The sequence below is a fragment of the Halomonas sp. MMH1-48 genome, assembly GCF_022348105.1.
Classification (GTDB): Bacteria; Pseudomonadota; Gammaproteobacteria; order Pseudomonadales; family Halomonadaceae; genus Vreelandella; species Vreelandella piezotolerans.
Genome location: NZ_JAKRFL010000011.1, coordinates 1 through 16,327, shown reverse-complemented (window position 1 = coordinate 16,327; position 16,327 = coordinate 1). Strand labels below are relative to the sequence as shown.

Annotated in this window: 16 protein-coding genes and 1 rRNA gene; 8 read left to right on the top strand and 9 right to left on the bottom strand. The window is 55.4% G+C overall.

Annotated features, from left to right (window positions below):
- Positions 1-10: 10 nt before the first annotated feature.
- Positions 11-1,015, top strand: coding sequence for an AraC family transcriptional regulator (locus MHM37_RS11100; RefSeq protein WP_219863282.1), 1,005 nt, complete (start codon positions 11-13; stop codon positions 1,013-1,015).
- Between the two features lie 11 nt (positions 1,016-1,026).
- Here the strand turns inward: MHM37_RS11100 and MHM37_RS11095 are convergent, their stop codons facing one another.
- From MHM37_RS11095 to MHM37_RS11075, 5 genes are read right to left on the bottom strand one after another with little or no spacing between them, the layout of a single operon-like run.
- On the bottom strand, positions 1,027-2,679 hold the full coding sequence (locus tag MHM37_RS11095) for a fatty acid--CoA ligase (RefSeq protein WP_239296693.1): 1,653 nt from the start codon (positions 2,677-2,679) through the stop codon (positions 1,027-1,029).
- Between the two features lie 38 nt (positions 2,680-2,717).
- Positions 2,718-3,902, bottom strand: a complete 1,185-nt coding sequence (bktB, locus tag MHM37_RS11090; RefSeq protein ID WP_139528426.1) for a beta-ketothiolase BktB — start codon at positions 3,900-3,902, stop codon at positions 2,718-2,720.
- Between the two features lie 40 nt (positions 3,903-3,942).
- Entirely contained in the window at positions 3,943-5,088 is a 1,146-nt protein-coding gene (locus MHM37_RS11085) for an acyl-CoA dehydrogenase family protein (RefSeq protein ID WP_239296692.1), read from the bottom strand.
- Positions 5,088-6,635, bottom strand: coding sequence for a fatty acyl-CoA synthetase (locus tag MHM37_RS11080; protein WP_239296691.1), 1,548 nt, complete (start codon positions 6,633-6,635; stop codon positions 5,088-5,090). The genes MHM37_RS11085 and MHM37_RS11080 overlap by 1 nt, the downstream gene beginning before the upstream one ends.
- Positions 6,636-6,678: 43 nt before the next feature.
- On the bottom strand, positions 6,679-7,908 hold the full coding sequence (locus tag MHM37_RS11075; RefSeq protein WP_239296690.1) for an ABC transporter substrate-binding protein: 1,230 nt from the start codon (positions 7,906-7,908) through the stop codon (positions 6,679-6,681).
- A gap of 222 nt (positions 7,909-8,130) precedes the next feature.
- Here MHM37_RS11075 and MHM37_RS11070 point away from each other — a divergent pair, with 222 nt between their 5' ends.
- Positions 8,131-8,976, top strand: a complete 846-nt coding sequence (locus MHM37_RS11070) for a TatD family hydrolase (protein ID WP_231125664.1) — start codon at positions 8,131-8,133, stop codon at positions 8,974-8,976.
- Positions 8,977-8,996: 20 nt separating this feature from the next.
- Positions 8,997-9,476: a hypothetical protein gene (locus MHM37_RS11065; protein ID WP_139528422.1), complete on the top strand. Its 480-nt coding sequence runs from the start codon at positions 8,997-8,999 to the stop codon at positions 9,474-9,476.
- Here the strand turns inward: MHM37_RS11065 and MHM37_RS11060 are convergent.
- On the bottom strand, positions 9,473-10,051 hold the full coding sequence (locus MHM37_RS11060) for an elongation factor P hydroxylase (protein WP_239296689.1): 579 nt from the start codon (positions 10,049-10,051) through the stop codon (positions 9,473-9,475). The genes MHM37_RS11065 and MHM37_RS11060 overlap by 4 nt on opposite strands.
- Before the next feature lie 136 nt (positions 10,052-10,187).
- Between MHM37_RS11060 and MHM37_RS11055 the strand changes: the two genes are divergently transcribed.
- From MHM37_RS11055 to MHM37_RS11045, 3 genes are all read left to right on the top strand, one after another.
- A complete protein-coding gene (locus MHM37_RS11055) occupies positions 10,188-11,606 on the top strand; it encodes an MATE family efflux transporter (RefSeq protein WP_139528420.1) in 1,419 nt (472 codons plus the stop codon).
- A gap of 3 nt (positions 11,607-11,609) precedes the next feature.
- Entirely contained in the window at positions 11,610-12,602 is a 993-nt protein-coding gene (locus MHM37_RS11050; RefSeq protein ID WP_139528419.1) for a DUF3080 family protein, read from the top strand.
- Between the two features lie 112 nt (positions 12,603-12,714).
- Positions 12,715-13,419: a hypothetical protein gene (locus tag MHM37_RS11045; RefSeq protein ID WP_139528418.1), complete on the top strand. Its 705-nt coding sequence runs from the start codon at positions 12,715-12,717 to the stop codon at positions 13,417-13,419.
- A 58-nt stretch (positions 13,420-13,477) separates the two neighbouring features.
- Here the strand turns inward: MHM37_RS11045 and tusA are convergent, their stop codons facing one another.
- Positions 13,478-13,729 (bottom strand): sulfurtransferase TusA, encoded by a 252-nt coding sequence (gene tusA, locus MHM37_RS11040; protein ID WP_139528417.1) that lies wholly within the window; start codon positions 13,727-13,729, stop codon positions 13,478-13,480.
- Between the two features lie 27 nt (positions 13,730-13,756).
- Here tusA and MHM37_RS11035 point away from each other — a divergent pair, with 27 nt between their 5' ends.
- The gene (locus tag MHM37_RS11035) at positions 13,757-14,044 is read left to right on the top strand and encodes an antibiotic biosynthesis monooxygenase family protein (protein WP_139528416.1); all 288 of its coding nucleotides are present in this window, start codon (positions 13,757-13,759) and stop codon (positions 14,042-14,044) included.
- 18 nt (positions 14,045-14,062) lie between these two features.
- Here the strand turns inward: MHM37_RS11035 and rlmM are convergent, their stop codons facing one another.
- Positions 14,063-15,130 carry a 23S rRNA (cytidine(2498)-2'-O)-methyltransferase RlmM gene (gene rlmM, locus MHM37_RS11030; RefSeq protein ID WP_139528415.1) on the bottom strand — a complete coding sequence of 356 codons (1,068 nt, stop codon included), beginning with the start codon at positions 15,128-15,130 and terminating at the stop codon, positions 14,063-14,065.
- A 246-nt stretch (positions 15,131-15,376) separates the two neighbouring features.
- Here rlmM and rnk point away from each other — a divergent pair, with 246 nt between their 5' ends.
- Positions 15,377-15,790, top strand: a complete 414-nt coding sequence (rnk, locus tag MHM37_RS11025) for a nucleoside diphosphate kinase regulator (protein WP_139528414.1) — start codon at positions 15,377-15,379, stop codon at positions 15,788-15,790.
- 416 nt (positions 15,791-16,206) lie between these two features.
- On the opposite strand, the gene rrf is transcribed toward rnk, so the two are convergent.
- Positions 16,207-16,322 (bottom strand): 5S ribosomal RNA (rrf, locus tag MHM37_RS11020).
- Positions 16,323-16,327 lie beyond the last annotated feature (5 nt).

The following is a 16,327-nucleotide window of genomic DNA, read 5'->3' as shown; positions in this document are numbered from 1 at the left end:
TGAAATCACCGTGACAGTTACCGTCTCCATGCATTTCGTCAACGAACTCTTTCGTGGCCTTACATTTGCGGGGCAGCCCCCCACGCATTATCTAGTACAGGCGGGCATTTCCCCCTTTTTACTCAGCGCCCCTCACGGGCGTGTTACCGTCGAGCAGTTCGCGGAGTTATATCGTCGGCTGGCCGTCGAGTTAGACGATGAAACGCCGCGCTTTTTCTCCCGCCCGTTACGCTGCGGAACGCTCAAGCTGCTTTGCTTGAGTATGTTGGACGCGCCAACGCTCCAGGTAGCCCTCCATCGCTACACCCAGTTTTTTCGCATCATGCTGGATGACTTTGGCTACACCTTTACCATCGACAACGACCTAGCGAGGATGGCGCTCGAGGAGCATGCGCCGCTGCCGGGCAGCCGTATTTTCGTGCACGAATTAATGCTCAAGCTTTTTCATGGCATCGCTTCATGGTTGATCGCTCGCAAGATACCGCCCGTGTTGATGGAGTGCAGCTATCCGCAACCCACACACAGTGCCGACTACCTCTACTTCTACCCTGGCAAAGTAAAATTCGATCAGCCACAAACGGCCGTTTACTTCGATAAGTCGCTATTGGAGCAGCCTATCCGGCAAACGAAGCGGCACCTGGGGGCTTTTTTACAGCGCGCCCCCGCGGATTGGTTCTATGTCTCGTTTGAAGATCGTTTAGCGACTCACCGGGTGAGAGAGCATCTCAGCCGTCACCTGCCGGATGCGTGTACCGTGCAAGAGGTCGCCGAGGCACTGCATGTCTCCGTTCGAACACTATCGAGGCATTTACGACTGGAGGGGACGCACTTCCAAGCCGTGAAAGATGAGTACCGCCGTGACTATGCGATTCAAGCGCTCACCCGAAGCCATCGGACGCTCTCCTCCATCGCTGAAACGCTGGGCTTTGAGGACTTAGCCTGCTTCAGCCGCGCCTTCAAGCAGTGGACGGGAAACTCCCCTGCCGCCTACCGTAAGGCGCAGGCGACAGGGTGAAACGTTGGCGTTTATATCTCCGTGCGGATGCGCTTTTTATCTAGCTTGCCGACGCTGGTTTTGGGGATTTCATCGACGATACGGATCAGCGAGGGAACGCCCCAACGGTTCAGCTTTCCTTGCGCAACAAACTGCTCCATAAAGCCCTGAATCGCTTCAACGGTAGGCGGTTGCTCGATATCACTGGGCACCACCAGCGCAGCCGGTCGCTCCCCCCATTTATCATCTGCCACGCCAATCACTGCTACTTCAGCAACCCCGGGGCACTGGCTGATATAGCTTTCCAACTCCAACGATGACAGCCATTCGCCGCCCGTTTTGATGACGTCTTTAATGCGGTCGCTAATCGATAGGAAGCCGTGCTCGTCCAGCGATCCCACATCCCCGGTATGCAGCCAGCCATCCTGCCACAGCTCTTCACTGCGCTGCTCTTCTTTATAGTAAGCCTGGGTGAGCCAAGGCGCTTGAACACGCACTTCGCCCACGCTTTTACCATCGTGGGGGAGCGGTTGGCCGTCGAGATCGACCACCTGCAGCCTGACAAACGGCACCGGAAGCCCCGCTTTGCAGCGCCACGGAAGCTGATGCTCGAAGTCAGCCTCAGTGACTTCTTTCGGTAATATATCGGCCGTGAGCAGCGGGCAGGTTTCCGACATCCCGTAGGCGCTACGGGTATCGATCCCCAACGCCCAGGCACGACTTGCCAATGCCTGAGTCAGTGCGCTGCCGCCTACCAGAACCTTCCAGCCAGTTAGATCGACCTTCTTCGACGCAATCGCCTCGGCACTGACCACCATGTTGAGCAGCGTCGGTACACAGTGCGAAAAATCGACCTTTTCACTGACCAGCAGCTTCACCAGCATCTCGGGCTCGTATTTGCCCGGATACACCTGTGTCGCCCCTAACAGCGTGGCGGTGTAAGGGACGCCCCAGGCATGCACGTGAAACATCGGCGTAATCGGCATATACACCTTATCTCGGTTCAGCAGCTCGAAGCCGGGCGCTTGGAACGTGCTGGCTTCACCTAGCGTGTGCAACACAAGCTGACGGTGGGTGAAAAACACCCCTTTCGGATTGCCCGTGGTACCGGTGGTGTAGAACAGGGTGGCCACGCCATTTTCATCGAACGTGGGAAACTCATAGTGGCTGGGTTGCTCAGCCAGCAGCGTTTCAAACTCTCCCACCAGGGGGAGCGGAGTGGTCACTTCCTGGGTGGTTTCCTGGCAGAGTAGATAACCGCGAATATTGGGCAACTGATGGGCCAGCGGTTCCAACAGGGGCACAAAGTCTTCATGCACCAGCACAAAGGCATCTTCCGCGTGTTCCATGGTGTATAGGATCTGCTCAGGCGCTAAGCGGACATTCACCGTGTGTAGCACCGCACCGATCATGGGAATGGCGAAAAAACACTCTAGATAGCGGTGGCTGTCCCAATCGAGCACGGCCACCACGTCACCGGCCTGAACGCCTTGTGAGGTTAAAAGGTGGGCCAGCTGATGAACACGCTCTTGAAACCGACGGTAGTCGTGACGGGTTTGATCGCGATACACAATCTGATTGTTGCCCGCCATGCGCACACCGGACTCCAGCAGATCCTTGATCAGCATGGGAGGGTTGGTGGCAGAGGACGTCGAAGGAAGCAGTTTTGGCGTTATCGTCGACATAAGACCTACCTTTGATTGTTGTTGGATACCGGGGCGGCTTAGCGCTCGATCAACAGCGCGATGCCTTGCCCACCGCCAATGCAGAGCGTAATCAATCCAAAGCGCCCCTGAATACGCTCCAACTCATGCAGCGCCTTCAAGATTAAGATGGCGCCCGTCGCCCCCACGGGGTGGCCAAGCGCCACCGCTCCACCATTGGGATTGAGCTTTTCGAGCGGAAAGCCGAGCGTCGCGGCCACTGCCATCGCTTGGGCCGCGAACGCTTCATTGGATTCAATCACATCGATATCGTTGATCGTTAGCCCTGCCTGCGTTAGGCAGCGCTTGACCGCAGGAATCGGCCCTAACCCCATCAGCGATGGCTCCACACCCGCGGTGGTGGCGACTCGAAGCCGCGCACGCACAGTGAGCCCCCGAGTCTGCGCCTCTTCGGCATGAGCCAAGACCAGCGTTGCCGCGCCATCATTAATACCCGAGGCGTTGCCAGCCGTGACCACGCCGCCGCGTTTGAACGCAGGTTTTAGACGTGCTAAATCACTGAGCTCAACACCCTCGCGGACATGCTCATCACGGGCAAAGGCCAGCGTTTGCTTACCTTTCGTCACCTCAACTGGCACGATTTGAGTATCAAAACGCCCTTCTGATATCGCCCGCGCTGCTTTTTGATGGCTATCGAGGGCGAACTGATCCAACTGCTCACGACTCAATCCATACTGCTGAGCGATATTTTCAGCGGTGAGCCCCATGTGACCACTGCCAAATGGGTCGCTGAGCACTCCCAGGGTCAAGTCTTGAAGGGAAGTGTCACCCATCCGGATGCCATGACGCGCCTGGGGAGCCAATACGTAGGCACCACGGGACATGGTTTCGGCACCGCCTGCTAAGGCAAGACGGCTATCACCCATGGCAATTTGCTGCGCCGCTGACACCACCGCTTGGACTCCGGAGCCGCACAGCCGATTTACATTAAAGGCGCCGGCTTCTTTAGGGACGCCTGCATCGAGCGCAACATGGCGAGCCAAGTAGGCATCTTGTGGGCCGGTGGTAATAATATGACCGTACACTGAGTGATCAATATCGGCGCCGTCTACCCCAGCTCGGCGTAGAGCCTCTATGGCCGTGATGGTACCTAACTCGTGCGGGGCAAACGATGACAGCGCCCCGCCAAACCCACCGATGGCCGTACGTGCACCGCCCACGATGACTACGCTATCCAGCTGCATATCTTCTCCTTGTTGAACATGACACGCTCACGCTTTCCGCCTATTCAGAAGCTTTGCCCAGCAGCGAGCGCGCGATCACTTCTTTCATGATTTCAGAACTGCCGGCATAAATCGTTTGTACCCGTGCATCCAGATAAAAGCGTGAAATGGGGTACTCCTGGGTGTAGCCGTAGCCACCAAATAGCTGCAAGCAGCGATCGATCGCCTGGCACTGCAGCTCGCTCAGCTGTAACTTGAGAATAGCGGCATCGGTACTGCTCATGGTGCCTTGTCGATACCGTTCGACACACTGCTCAAAATAGGCCCTTGCCATCTCCAGTTGGGCTTTAATCTGCGCCAGCGTAAAACGAGTATTTTGAAAATCGCCGATTCGCTGGCCGAAGGCTTCCCGCTGGGTGACGTACTCAAGCGTTAGCGCCAGCGCCCCTTCTATCGCCCCCAACGCTTGAGCGCCTACCCCCAAGCGCTCCCGGGGCAGCTCTTGCATGAGGTAGCGAAATCCTTCGCCCTCTTCACCTAGTAGCGCGTTGGCAGGCAGCTGTAATTGATCGAAGGCTAGCTCCGCCGTATCACTGGCATGCTGACCTATTTTTTTGATCGGCTTACCCCGGGAAAAACCAGGCAACGTGGTGTCCACCAAAAATAGCGAGACCCCTTTTGCGCCAGCAGTAGGATCCGTTTTTGCGCAGACAATCACCAGGTCAGCTACTTGACCGTTGGTGATAAACAGTTTGCTGCCATCGAGCTGCCAACCCTGATCTGTTGGGGTGACACGCGTTCTCATTGCGGCCAAGTCACTGCCTGCATGAGGTTCGCTCATGGCAATCGCTCCTAAGCACTCACCTTGAGCCATTCGCGGCAGCCATGTCTCTTTTTGTTCAGGCGACCCCAGATTCAGTACATAGGGCATCACGATATTGGCGTGAATGTTGTAGGCACTGGCAAGGCCACCAAAGCCATGGCGAGACATCTCTTCAAGCGCCAACTGTGTGATGGCAATATCCGCTCCAGAGCCGCCGTACGTCTCCTCTAGATCTATCCCAAGCAATCCAGCGGCTCCTAGTGCCTGCCATAACGAACGTGGAATCTCGCCAGCCTCTTCCCACTGTGGGTAATACGGCGCGACTTCCTGTGCTAAGCAGCGGGTTATCATGGTGTGAAAAAGCGCGTGCGTCTGCTCGTCCATCATGACTCCTTGAGATCATGACGCAGATGGCGCTTTAAAATTTTTCCCGCCGTGCTTTTGGGGAGTGCGTCGGTGAAGACGATCCGTTTAGGGACTTTGTAAGGCGCCATGATGCCTTTGACGTGGTGAATCAGCGTTTCTTCACTGACTGCCTGGCCCTCTTTTAATACCACCACTGCCGTAATCGCTTCGATCCACTTTTCATCCGGCAGACCTATCACCGCCACCTCAGAAATCGCCTCGTGCTTGAACAGCGCCTCTTCCACTTCGCGGCTGGCCACCAACACACCGCCGGTGTTAATCACGTCTTTAATGCGATCAACAATGTATAGATATCCCGCCTCGTCGACATAACCGACATCCCCTGAGTGAAACCAACCGCCTTGAAACGCTTCAGCGGTCATCTCGGGCTTATCCCAGTAACCCACCATGAGCTGCGGCGAGCGATGCACGATTTCACCGTGCTCCCCTGGGGCGACATCGTTTCCCTCTAAATCGACGATACGCGTTTCTACCGTGAGAATCGGACGACCCGCCGATGCCGGGCGCTCGACATGCTCTTCGGGTCGTAAAACAGTCGCCAAGGGCGCTATTTCGCTTTGGCCGTAACAGTTGTATAACCCCACACCGCTAAAGCGCTGCTGCATCTCTTCGAGTACGGGCACCGGCATAATGGAGGCACCGTAGTAGGCTTTTTTCAGGCAAGAGAGGTCGTGCTGGCCGAACTGCGGATGGCGTAAGAGGCTTATCCACACCGTAGGCGGCGCAAAAAAAGAGCTAATCTGGTGTTGAGCCATGGCCGCTAAGCAGCTTTCGGGCAGCGGCGCCTCCAAAAGAGTGACCGGGGCACCGAGCAGTAATGCAGGCATTAAAAACACGTGCATTTGCGCTGAGTGGTAAAGCGGCAATGCGGCCAACATCGCCTCATTGCCTTTGATATCCAGCTCCACCATACACGCCATGTATTCAGCCATTAGCGCCTGATGGCTCATCATCGCGGCCTTGGGCGCGGCGGTCGTGCCCGAGGTGTAGAGCAGCTGGGCAAGGCTACTCCCTTCTAGCGCGACGTCAGGTTCTTTACTTGAGTGGGACGAACCGACGCTGGCTAATACATCGAAGCCGCTAGGCTCTACAGCATGCAAGGTGCCATTCACCGTCAGCGTGATGGATTGAGTGGCCTCACACACTTTGTCAGCCAGCGACGCATCACTCAGCACTCCCTTAGCGCCTGACTGCTGCAAAATGTAGCCAAGCTCCTCACTACTCAGGGCAAAATTGACCGGAACATGCACCAGCCCAGCCTTAACCGCTGCCAGCCAAGCAATCACGTAGGCGTCGGAGTTTTTGCCATAAACGGCTAGGCGGTCTCCTGGCACCAGCCCTGCCTCCAAAAGGGCGTTAGCCACTTGGTTAGCGGCAGCATTGAGGGTGTGATAGCTCCAAGAGCGCTCAGCGAAGCGAAGAGCCAGCTGCTGAGGATATTTACCTGCGCTGCGGTTAAGCGCAGCGCCAATAGTATTACGATGGATTGAGTCGGCAAGCGTCATGCTAAGTCCTTATTGTTATGGTCTAAAAGGCTTCAGCGATGGATTAACTCGTTACCAATGGGCAGACGCTTTCAGACAGCGGCCTGAACGCTTCCTCTGCGGGGATAGTCCGCACGATGCGGAACAAGTCATCTTCATTGGCCGACTCTTCCGGTGTTTTCACTTCGACAAGATACATATCGTGCACCATGCGACCGTCTTCTCGGATATAGCCATTCGTGGCAAAGATATCGTTAATCGGCGTATCGGCCATCTGCTGGCGAACCGTTTGTGTATCATCGGTGCCTACCGCGGCAATGGCTTCTAGGTAGTGGCGCGTACTGGAATAAATTCCGGCGTGCACCATGGTCGGCATGCTGCCCGTGCGCTCACGAAAACGTTCCGCCCAGTCACGCGTCTCTTCATTGAGGTCGTAATACCACGCCTTGGTAAACTGCAGACCCTGCGCATTCTCAAGTCCAATACTGCGAATATCAGTACTAAACAGCACCATCCCTGCCAACACCTGGCCTGCTTGGGTAACCCCAAACTCCCCTGCTGTTTGCACTGCGTTGATAGTGTCCCCACCGGCATTGTTCAGGGCGATGACATCCGCCCCAGACGCTTGCGCCTGCAGCATAAACGATGAGAAATCGTTGTTGGGGAAGGGGTGGCGGGCGCGCCCTACGATGGTCCCGCCATTTTCAGTGACGACACGCTCGACGTCCGCTTCAAGTGCGTGACCAAACGAGTAGTCAGCGCTCAATAAGTACCAATTTTTGTAGCCCTCTTGCGTAATCGCTTTAGCAGTACCATTAGACATTGCCCAGGTGTCATAAACCCAATGAATATGATTGGGAGAACAGTGCTCATTGGTCACTCCAGATGAAACCGCGCCGTTCACTAACCCCAGCTTATCGGCCTCTTGCAACAAGCTCACCGCCGCCAATGTGACCGTTGAGGCCACCAAGCCTGTGACCATATCCACGTTACGCTCGTCGATCCATTCACGCACGACGCTGGAGCCCACGTCGGGACTATTTCGGTCGTCGGCACTAAACACAACGATATTGGCACCCTGCACGCTACCCCCCACATCTTCTATGGCCATATGAATGGCATCCTCACCAAGGGGGCCGATGGGGTCACGGTAAACCCCAGACATATCAGCTAGATAACCAATACGAATTTCGTTATCCGAGATCCCTTCATTGGCCATTACCTGGGGCGCACAGGCGGCCGTAAGCACCGCAGCGGATAGCGCTGTCATTGCGAAGTGACGTGATAATTGCATGATTTATACCTGTCTATTGTTGTTATTGAAGGAGTATTTACTGTGCATTTATTCGATGGACCCCTTGCATAGTAAAAGTAAACACCCGGCTACTGTTTACCTAACAAGCCAGTTTTTTTGCAATTCGTGCCATTCGTACCGCGTGCAGATTGTAGGCGCATTAGTGGTTGTGAGCCGCCAGCGTTACAATAGCGTTAATGACCCATGGCGGAGGAATACAGTTTGGCAAGCATTGAGGCCGATACGTTTTTACCCGAAGCACTGCAATTTCGCCCCGAGACACCCTTGGTGGACATTGGCGCGAACTTGACCCACGAAAGCTTCCAGCACGACCTGGATAACGTGCTAGCGCGGGCCAAGGCGGCCAATGTTACGACGCTGATCGTGACCGGCACCGATATCGCCCACGCTAAGCAGGCTGTGCACATGGCGCAGCAGTACCCGGGGGTTCACGCAACGGCGGGCGTTCACCCTCATGATGCCAGTGGATGGACCGACACGGTCGCCCAAGAGATGCGACGGCTCTATGGCATGCCGGAAGTGGTGGCGGTTGGAGAGTGCGGGTTGGATTTTAATCGCAATTTTTCCACCCCAGCGCAGCAGGAGCATGCCTTCGAAGCCCAGCTGGCACTGGCGGCAGAAAGCGGCCTGCCACTGTTTCTACATGAGCGGGATGCAGGAGCGCGTATGCGGGATATCCTCCGCCACTGGCGAGATGACATTAGTGAGGCAGTGATACACTGCTTTACGGCGGATCGAGCGACCCTGCATGGCTATCTGGACCTAGACCTACACATCGGCCTCACCGGCTGGATTTGCGACGAGCGCCGAGGGCATCATCTACGCGAAGTGGTGCGCGACATTCCGTTGGACCGACTGATGGTGGAAACCGACTGCCCTTACCTACTGCCCCGGAATTTGCCTGCTAAATTGAAGGGACGCCGACACGAACCGGCTTTGCTGCCATGGATCGTGCAAGAGATCGCCCGTTGGCATGAGGTAAGCGACACCGAGCTGGGGGCTGCTTCGACGCAGACCGCCCGACGTTTTTTCCGTATTGAATGCTGATGCTTAAAAGGAGCAACTGCGTGGCTGACTATCCTGGCTTCATTGCCATCGAAACAGGCGAAGACCATGGCCTGCCGCTCTCCATCGCCTGGTCGCTGCCCGATGGACGTATCAAACAAACGCTGATTCAGCCTGACGATAGCTGGATCGACGAAGACAGCAACGTCATGGGCGCGTACAGTATCGAAGAGTTGGAGAGTTTAGGGGTCAGCCCGCTGGACGTGATTCGCGAGCTGGAGAACGACCACTTCTCAGCGACTCTCTATACCAGCGATAACGGCGAAGACGAAGCCGCGCTCGCCAGGCTTTTCGATACTTATGGTCTGGATCCTTTCGTTGAACTTGCACCGGCCAAGGTGCTCTACGACCGGTTGGATGCCGGAGAGTGGCATCGCCTACGTAGCGAAGCCTTCAACGATCTTGGCCTGGAACCGATGCGCCCTGAGCACGAAATAGAAGTGATGCTGACCCTCCACCGCCAGTTAAACATACAGGATTAAACCGCGGCACATGCCGCTAGCTGCGCTCTTCCCTTGTCAATGGCGTCATCGAGAGAGGCGTGTTTCTGGTAATAGTGCTCCAACGCTGTATGAAAAGCGTTGGCGCGCAGCGGTAACCCCTCATATAAATAGGTCTGCGCTCTTGCAGCAACCTTTGCGGCGAAGGCGTCTCGGTCTACCTCGACCTCCCCCCCTAAGTTGTCAACGCTGACGTGGAACGTGCGCCCACAGGCATGAGCGAACAGTCGTTCGAGGGCCTGTGGCGCAATTTCTGCTCGCTCGAAGGCCTGCTGCTGTTCGGCATTCCGACCATCCGGTAGATACCAGTAGCCATAGTCTTCGAGCTGCCGCCGCTTTTCCCCTGCGATACACCAATGGCTAATTTCATGAAGCGCGCTGGCAAAATAACCACGAGCAAAAATAACTTGATGGTACGGAAACTCGGCACTTGCGGGACGATAAAGTGGCTCATCGCCCCCTTTGACGAGACGCGTTTGAAACTGCTCTAAAAACACACCATCGAACAGCGCCCTGATATCGTCGAGCGACCAACGCTCTTTTTCGTGTGTGACCATGTTGATACTTTCGTGATGCATTTCGCGCAGTATACCCCTGCCCCTCCACAAGGCTAAAGAGGAGACGGCAAAGCACAGCGACTCCTGCTACTCTATCGACTTTTCTTAGGTCTCTTTGCTAAACAGGAGCCATACTTTGGGCGGCTTTACTAGCGATATCAAATCCATCTACTGGCCAGAAACATGCACGCTGGTCACATTGGCACTGCCGATTTGTGGTGCACAGCTGGCTCAAGCGGGCATGAGCGTAGTGGATGTCATGATGACGGGCAGGCACAACGCCACCGACTTGGCGGCGGTCTCTGTCGGGTCGAGCTTATGGATGCCGCTGATGCTCTTCATGACCGGCACCCTCATGGGCTTGACGCCCATCGTGGCACACTTGCTGGGTGGCCAGCGCCACGACGCCATTCGCCCAGCCGTGCATCAAGCTTTGTGGGTAGCGTTGGCATTGGGCCTACTCTCCGCAATCTTGCTATGGGTCGCCGTGGCGCCTATTTTCGAACGCATGGACGTGCCGTCGAGCGTTGCAAAGGAGTCCGCTGCCTACCTTAGCGCTGTGGCGTTTGGCATGCCGGGCATTGCTCTCTTCCAAGCACTACGCGCCTTTTCGGATGGCATGAACCACACCCGCCCCGCCCTGTGGATCAGCTTGATCGGTTTGGCCGTCAATGTCCCCTGTAACTATTTACTCATCTACGGCGGCGAGGGTTTGTCGATTCTGTTTGGCGATCTCGCACCCGTCAGTTGGCAGCAGCTCCCGGCACTGGGTGCTTTTGGCTGTGGCATTGCCACCGCCATATCCATGTGGACCATGGCCATCGCTATGGCGCTTTACACTCGCCGCGGCAACACCTATCGCAGCGTGTCATTATGGCAGCAGCTGACGCCACCTCGTTTAGCGGGCATTCGCGAGCTCGTCGTCGTAGGGGTGCCGATCGGGGTGGCTATTTTCGTCGAAGTCACGCTGTTCACGCTGATCGCGTTATTCATTGCCAGCTTCGGTGAAGTGACCGTTGGCGCGCACCAAATCGCGCTCAGCTATACGACCATTCTGTTCATGTTACCGATGTCGTTGAGCATGGCACTGACCGTTCGCGTAGGTAACACGCTTGGCCAACAGCGCTTGACTATGGCGCGCCAAGTGGCTTGGAATGGTATCGTCATCAGCGTCATTGTTGCTGCCATCAATAGCACGCTATTGTGGTTCACTGCGCCCTGGGTGATATCGCTTTATACCTCGAATGCAGATATTCAAGCGTTAGCGCTTACCATCATTTCACTGGCGGTGATTTTTCAGCTTTCTGACTCCTTACAAGTCAACTTGGCTGGCGCACTCAGAGGCTACAAAGATACGCGGATCGTGATGGTAATTACCGTGCTCTCTTACTGGATCGTTGGTTTGGGAGGCGGGCACTGGCTAGGAACCTACGGCCTGGGGAGTGTGTCTGACCCGTTGGGTGTACACGGCTACTGGATTGGGTTGATTGCGGGCCTCAGCACAGCTGCCTGTTTATTGGCTTGGCGTTTAAAAAGGATCAGTCGACAGGAGTGATGTATGCCCAAACCATTCCGCACCCTCTGGAGGCCGGTCGCTACGGTTTTTTTACTTGTTGGGTGTAGTGACGACAGCGCTGAGCACGCCTGGGAGCAATACCACCAGCAGTTGGCAGCGGCGCTCGATACACCACTGCCAACGCGATCAGAGCCGCGTAACATAGGTGCTTTCCCTGAGCGTCAGCAGCGCTTGATCGACGTGCCAGAAACCCGCGACGGCATGCTCAACATCTACGCGCTGCGTGAGTGCCAAATTACGTCCTTGATTGCTGCCCGCAATAATCAGTTGGGCCGTGTCGCCCCTCCCAGCCAGCACTGGCTTTATGAACGCTCTCTATGGCAACGCTTGGACGCTTGCTGGAATAGCGATATCCCCAACACTCTAGGCGATGACGACAAAGCACGCTTGGCGCAGCTAACCGATCTAAAAACCGAGCAGCTACCCGCTGTGAGCTGGAACGCCATCTTCGATTCCGACGAGTGGGAAAAAAGCTTTTCCAGGGCTAGCAGCCCACTACCCCCAGGGGGGACGGACGACATTAGCGAGCAGCTAGCTGCCCTCACTTATCTTCGTCAAATGGTCAATGAGCAGTTCAGCCATCGATGGGAGCAAGACTCTTCACGACTTGAGAATCACCTTAAGACATTACAGGAACGACCGCTTACGGCAGAGGTTCTGCGCGCGCTCCTCCTCGCGGAACAGCGACTCCGTGAAGCTAATCAACTGCTCACGCAGACCTCTGACGAAGAAGCCTGTCTCACCGTGGACACACCCGTTTGGATCGAGACGATGGCCACTCACTCACAGCAATGGCTCGTTAGCGTCAATCAATTGATCGATGCCCACCCAATCACACCTCCCGATGCTGTTGCTACTTACCAACGCGACTGGCTCTCACTGGATAATCCAGAGGCACCGTGGTCGCAATTTCAATCGACCTGGAAAGAACATACCGCGTTAAAGAGCGCACACACTACTTGTACACCTGACTAAAAATCATGTTTACGCTTAACCTGACGGTCAAGCTGTGCTATTGGTGAAGGTAGCGGCAGGCGGTGATCGCTGCTTGCCAACGTCGTGGCCACGCAGTACAAGGAGGGACACCATGGGCGCACCCCTGTCAACTCGCTCTGCCCAGGTCATCGACCTGGAAACCGTGCGTCAGCGTCATCAGGCGCGAAAGTATTTAGTGCGTTTAGCCCCAGAGCTAGATGGATTAGAGATGGTCTACCAGCTCGCTGCGAGTCCCGACACCTACTACGGCCTGCCGATTCTTGCTTGGGGGCTGAGAGAAGATGGTAGTGTCGTTGGCCTCGTTCCTTGGATGGAGTCACTCGTTGCTTGTCATGAGCTAGATAGTCATGAGAGTGGTGTTTTCGTTGGTTATCGTGACCCAGAGACAGACGAAATCTTCGACACTCCGCCTGACCACAAATACGATGAGCTGATCGCGGCAGCCGGTTACTTCGAGTATGAATCATCTGGCGACGTCACACTGATTCAGCAGCTTCCCGACACGTTAGGCACTCATGCGCTCTGCATGAATCACCCTAGCGCTCCTTGGCACATGAAGCCGGTGTATGGATGGCGCCTTTATAGCAATGGCAGCGTCGAGGCGGTCTTGGCAGATGAGCAAAAGGCCACTATGACACCGATCTTACTGGGGGATGAATGCCTTTACGATGCCCACTCCCAGCATCAAACCGTCTACTTCTTCCAGCGCCACATTGCCAACCGCATTTTGGACGAGGACCCAGCCACACTAGAGGCACTTGCCATGATGGTCGTACCCAGTAGTGACCATCCATAATCCTCTATGCAAGGCGTTTACTCTTTAGTCGGTAAACGCCTTGTCTCTCTCCACAGGGTCATGCTAAGCGGATAAAGTAGACGTATTGATCGCCCTCACTCTCCTTATGTAACAGTTCGTGGCCAAGAAATTGGCAGAACTTTGGCACATCACGAGTGGTGGCAGGATCGGTCGCCACGACTTTCAAGATTTGGCCCGACGCCATATCTCGCACTTTGTTATGCATCAACATAATGGGCTCTGGGCAATAAAGCCCTGTGGTATCTAATGCCGTATCGAACGCGGTGGAATCATCCGTAGTATCAGTCATCGACTCTCTCGGTTAGGAAACGGACCTATGATAAAAATCATCATTGAACGACGCATTATGCCCGGTTTAGAAGACGAATATGAACAGGCCGCACGCGAGGCCATGCGTGTCTCTCTGGGTGTCCGGGGCTTCGTTGGTGGTGAAACCTTGGTAGAGCTTGGCCACACCGACCGCCGTTTGATGATCACCAAATGGCGCGACCTGCGCGCCTGGAAAGAGTGGCACGGGAGCGAAGAGCGCGCCATGGCCATGCAGCGTATTTTACCGTTGCTCACGGAAGATGAAACCATCCGCATCTACGAGCCGGGCTACTAGGACACAGCAGTTGCCATACTAATGCGCTAATCTGACGTGTACCGTCACTTCTTCGCGATCGTGATAGAGGTGGCGGCATCGAATCGTGGCGTGGACCCCAGACGCCGCCAATGTTTCTTCCAGTGCCGCCAGACAGCGTGTCACTTCATCCCAACGCTTTTTCATCGGCAGTTTGAGGTTGAAAATCGCCTCCCTACACCATTTGCGCGTTAACCAGCGCTCAACCATGGCCAATACGCGTACTGGCTTATCGACAATGTCACACACCAGCCAATCCAATCGCTGGGGCGGCTCCCACGCAAAACCATCCTCACGTAGATGATCGATTTGCCCAGTGTCCATGAGCTGCTTATTCATGGGGCCATTATCGATGGCATAGACATACATACCACGCTGCACTAACTGCCATGTCCAGCCGCCCGGCGCTGCCCCAAGATCTGCCGCTTGCATGTGCGCGGCCAAACGCTCATCCCACTCGTCTCTGGGTATGAATTCGTGCCAAGCTTCCTCCAACTTCAACGTCGAGCGGCTGGGCGCGCGTGAAGGAAAACGCAACCGACGAATTCCGTTGATGAGCTCGCTGCGATTATCAGGAAAACTCATCCCTAGCTGGACACGGTCACCATCGGTCCAAAATATGTGTAAACGTCGGCCACCCGCTTTTTTGCGAAGCGCTCCTCGCTTTTTCAGCATGCTTTGCAATGGCTTGGTCAACGCCTTGATCAAACCCGCTAACGCTTTTCCCTCATTCGTATCCGGCGTTTCATGCCAAATGTCTTCAAAACTCCAACGGCTTGCTTTGATTTGCTCCAAGATAGCCGTTAGCCTATCATCACGCGACAATGCTAACGCAGGTAGCGCCGCTAAGCTCTGTCTGGCGAAGATGAGTCGATGGAAGGCGGCCCGACGATGTAAATCGTTAATGGCCTCTCCGTCTTGGCGCGTGACACTTACCCAACCTTCACCTCGCACCGACTCACAGGGCACGTCAAGTTGCTGTGCATGATGCTGCATCTCTGCTAACGCATCGTTTTCAAACCCTGGTCGGCAGTAAACAAGCCATGACGTGGGTACCGTATCGCTCACCTTTCACCTCAAAATCATTTGCAATCCATAAATGCGATATTTATCACTTGCTCGCTCGGCGGCCTGCATCATAGCACTTTGCGCGCCTCGCTCTAAGCGCGTCGTCTTTTCATTAGAAGTGTCGTACACTATCCAAACAGTATCTTGAGTCCTTCCTTCTTGGTGGGGCTTTTTTTATGCCAGACAGTACCATTTGACTAACAACGCACGCCGTGTCGTTCGGCCGCGTTTGCCAAGGAGAGCATCATGGGGCAGCGTCCTCCCCTCTTGATTAATCGTCTCGACGCAGATCGTCTGCAGCGCTTGATAGATAACGCCACCGACAAGGATCAAATGGTGGCTGAGCTTTTACAAGACGAGCTTAGTCGCGGAGAAGTAGTGGATCCTGAAGACATTCCCGACAACGTCGTCAGTATGAACAGCCAGATTCAGTTCACTGACCTAACGCGTAACCAGCAGATGGTGCGTACACTGGTGTACCCGCACTCTCTCAGCACGACGAAAGACGCTATTTCGATCATGGCCCCCATTGGAGCCAGCCTATTAGGGCTCAAAGTGGGCGACACCATCGACTGGCCGCTGCCCAATCAGCAAAATGCTCGCCTGCGAGTAGACGCGATTCTCTGGCAACCCGAACGCGAGAAGCAGTACCACCGCTAACGTCGATCAAAAGAGCCACTTATGCGAATAGGAAGGTGGCCAGTGCCCGCACCTTAGAAATGAACGGGATGGGTGAATAATAAATGCATGAAAAATGCTATTCGCCCTTCCCCGCTTATGGTTTTTCACTCCCCCTTCGTGCACACAGCAAAAAGCCCCGAGCACAGCGTACCCGGGGCCTGATAATGGCACGCTTATCGAGCGCGCAACAAAAAACCCAGCCGGTTGGCTGGGTTCTTTGCGGTATAAGTGCCTGACGATGACCCGGGCGGCGCTCCGCGACTTTACTCGTCTCATCCTGAGACTCGCCCTTCGGGCCCGCTGAAGCGGTTCCCGTTCGTTCCCGACGAACGGCTCCAGGGAGAGACCCCTTAACGACAAAACCCCGACCAGATGGCCGGGGTTTCTAAATAAGTGCCTGACGATGACCTACTCTCGCATGGGGAGACCCCACACTACCATCGGCGCTAAGCGGTTTCACTTCTGAGTTCGGCATGGGATCAGGTGGTTCACGCGTGCTATGGTCGTCAGGCGTAA

Bases quoted from the DNA above. Each gene is read 5' to 3' on its own strand.
- tusA (WP_139528417.1), bottom strand. From the start codon at position 13,729: ATGACTGATACTACGGATGATTCCACCGCGTTCGATACGGCATTAGAT.
- rnk (WP_139528414.1), top strand. From the start codon at position 15,377: ATGGGGCAGCGTCCTCCCCTCTTGATTAATCGTCTCGACGCAGATCGT.
- MHM37_RS11060 (WP_239296689.1), bottom strand. From the start codon at position 10,051: ATGGTCACACACGAAAAAGAGCGTTGGTCGCTCGACGATATCAGGGCG.
- MHM37_RS11075 (WP_239296690.1), bottom strand. From the start codon at position 7,908: ATGCAATTATCACGTCACTTCGCAATGACAGCGCTATCCGCTGCGGTG.
- MHM37_RS11045 (WP_139528418.1), top strand. From the start codon at position 12,715: ATGGGCGCACCCCTGTCAACTCGCTCTGCCCAGGTCATCGACCTGGAA.
- MHM37_RS11050 (WP_139528419.1), top strand. From the start codon at position 11,610: ATGCCCAAACCATTCCGCACCCTCTGGAGGCCGGTCGCTACGGTTTTT.
- bktB (WP_139528426.1), bottom strand. From the start codon at position 3,902: ATGCAGCTGGATAGCGTAGTCATCGTGGGCGGTGCACGTACGGCCATC.
- MHM37_RS11095 (WP_239296693.1), bottom strand. From the start codon at position 2,679: ATGTCGACGATAACGCCAAAACTGCTTCCTTCGACGTCCTCTGCCACC.
- MHM37_RS11085 (WP_239296692.1), bottom strand. From the start codon at position 5,088: ATGGACGAGCAGACGCACGCGCTTTTTCACACCATGATAACCCGCTGC.
- MHM37_RS11080 (WP_239296691.1), bottom strand. From the start codon at position 6,635: ATGACGCTTGCCGACTCAATCCATCGTAATACTATTGGCGCTGCGCTT.
- MHM37_RS11035 (WP_139528416.1), top strand. From the start codon at position 13,757: ATGATAAAAATCATCATTGAACGACGCATTATGCCCGGTTTAGAAGAC.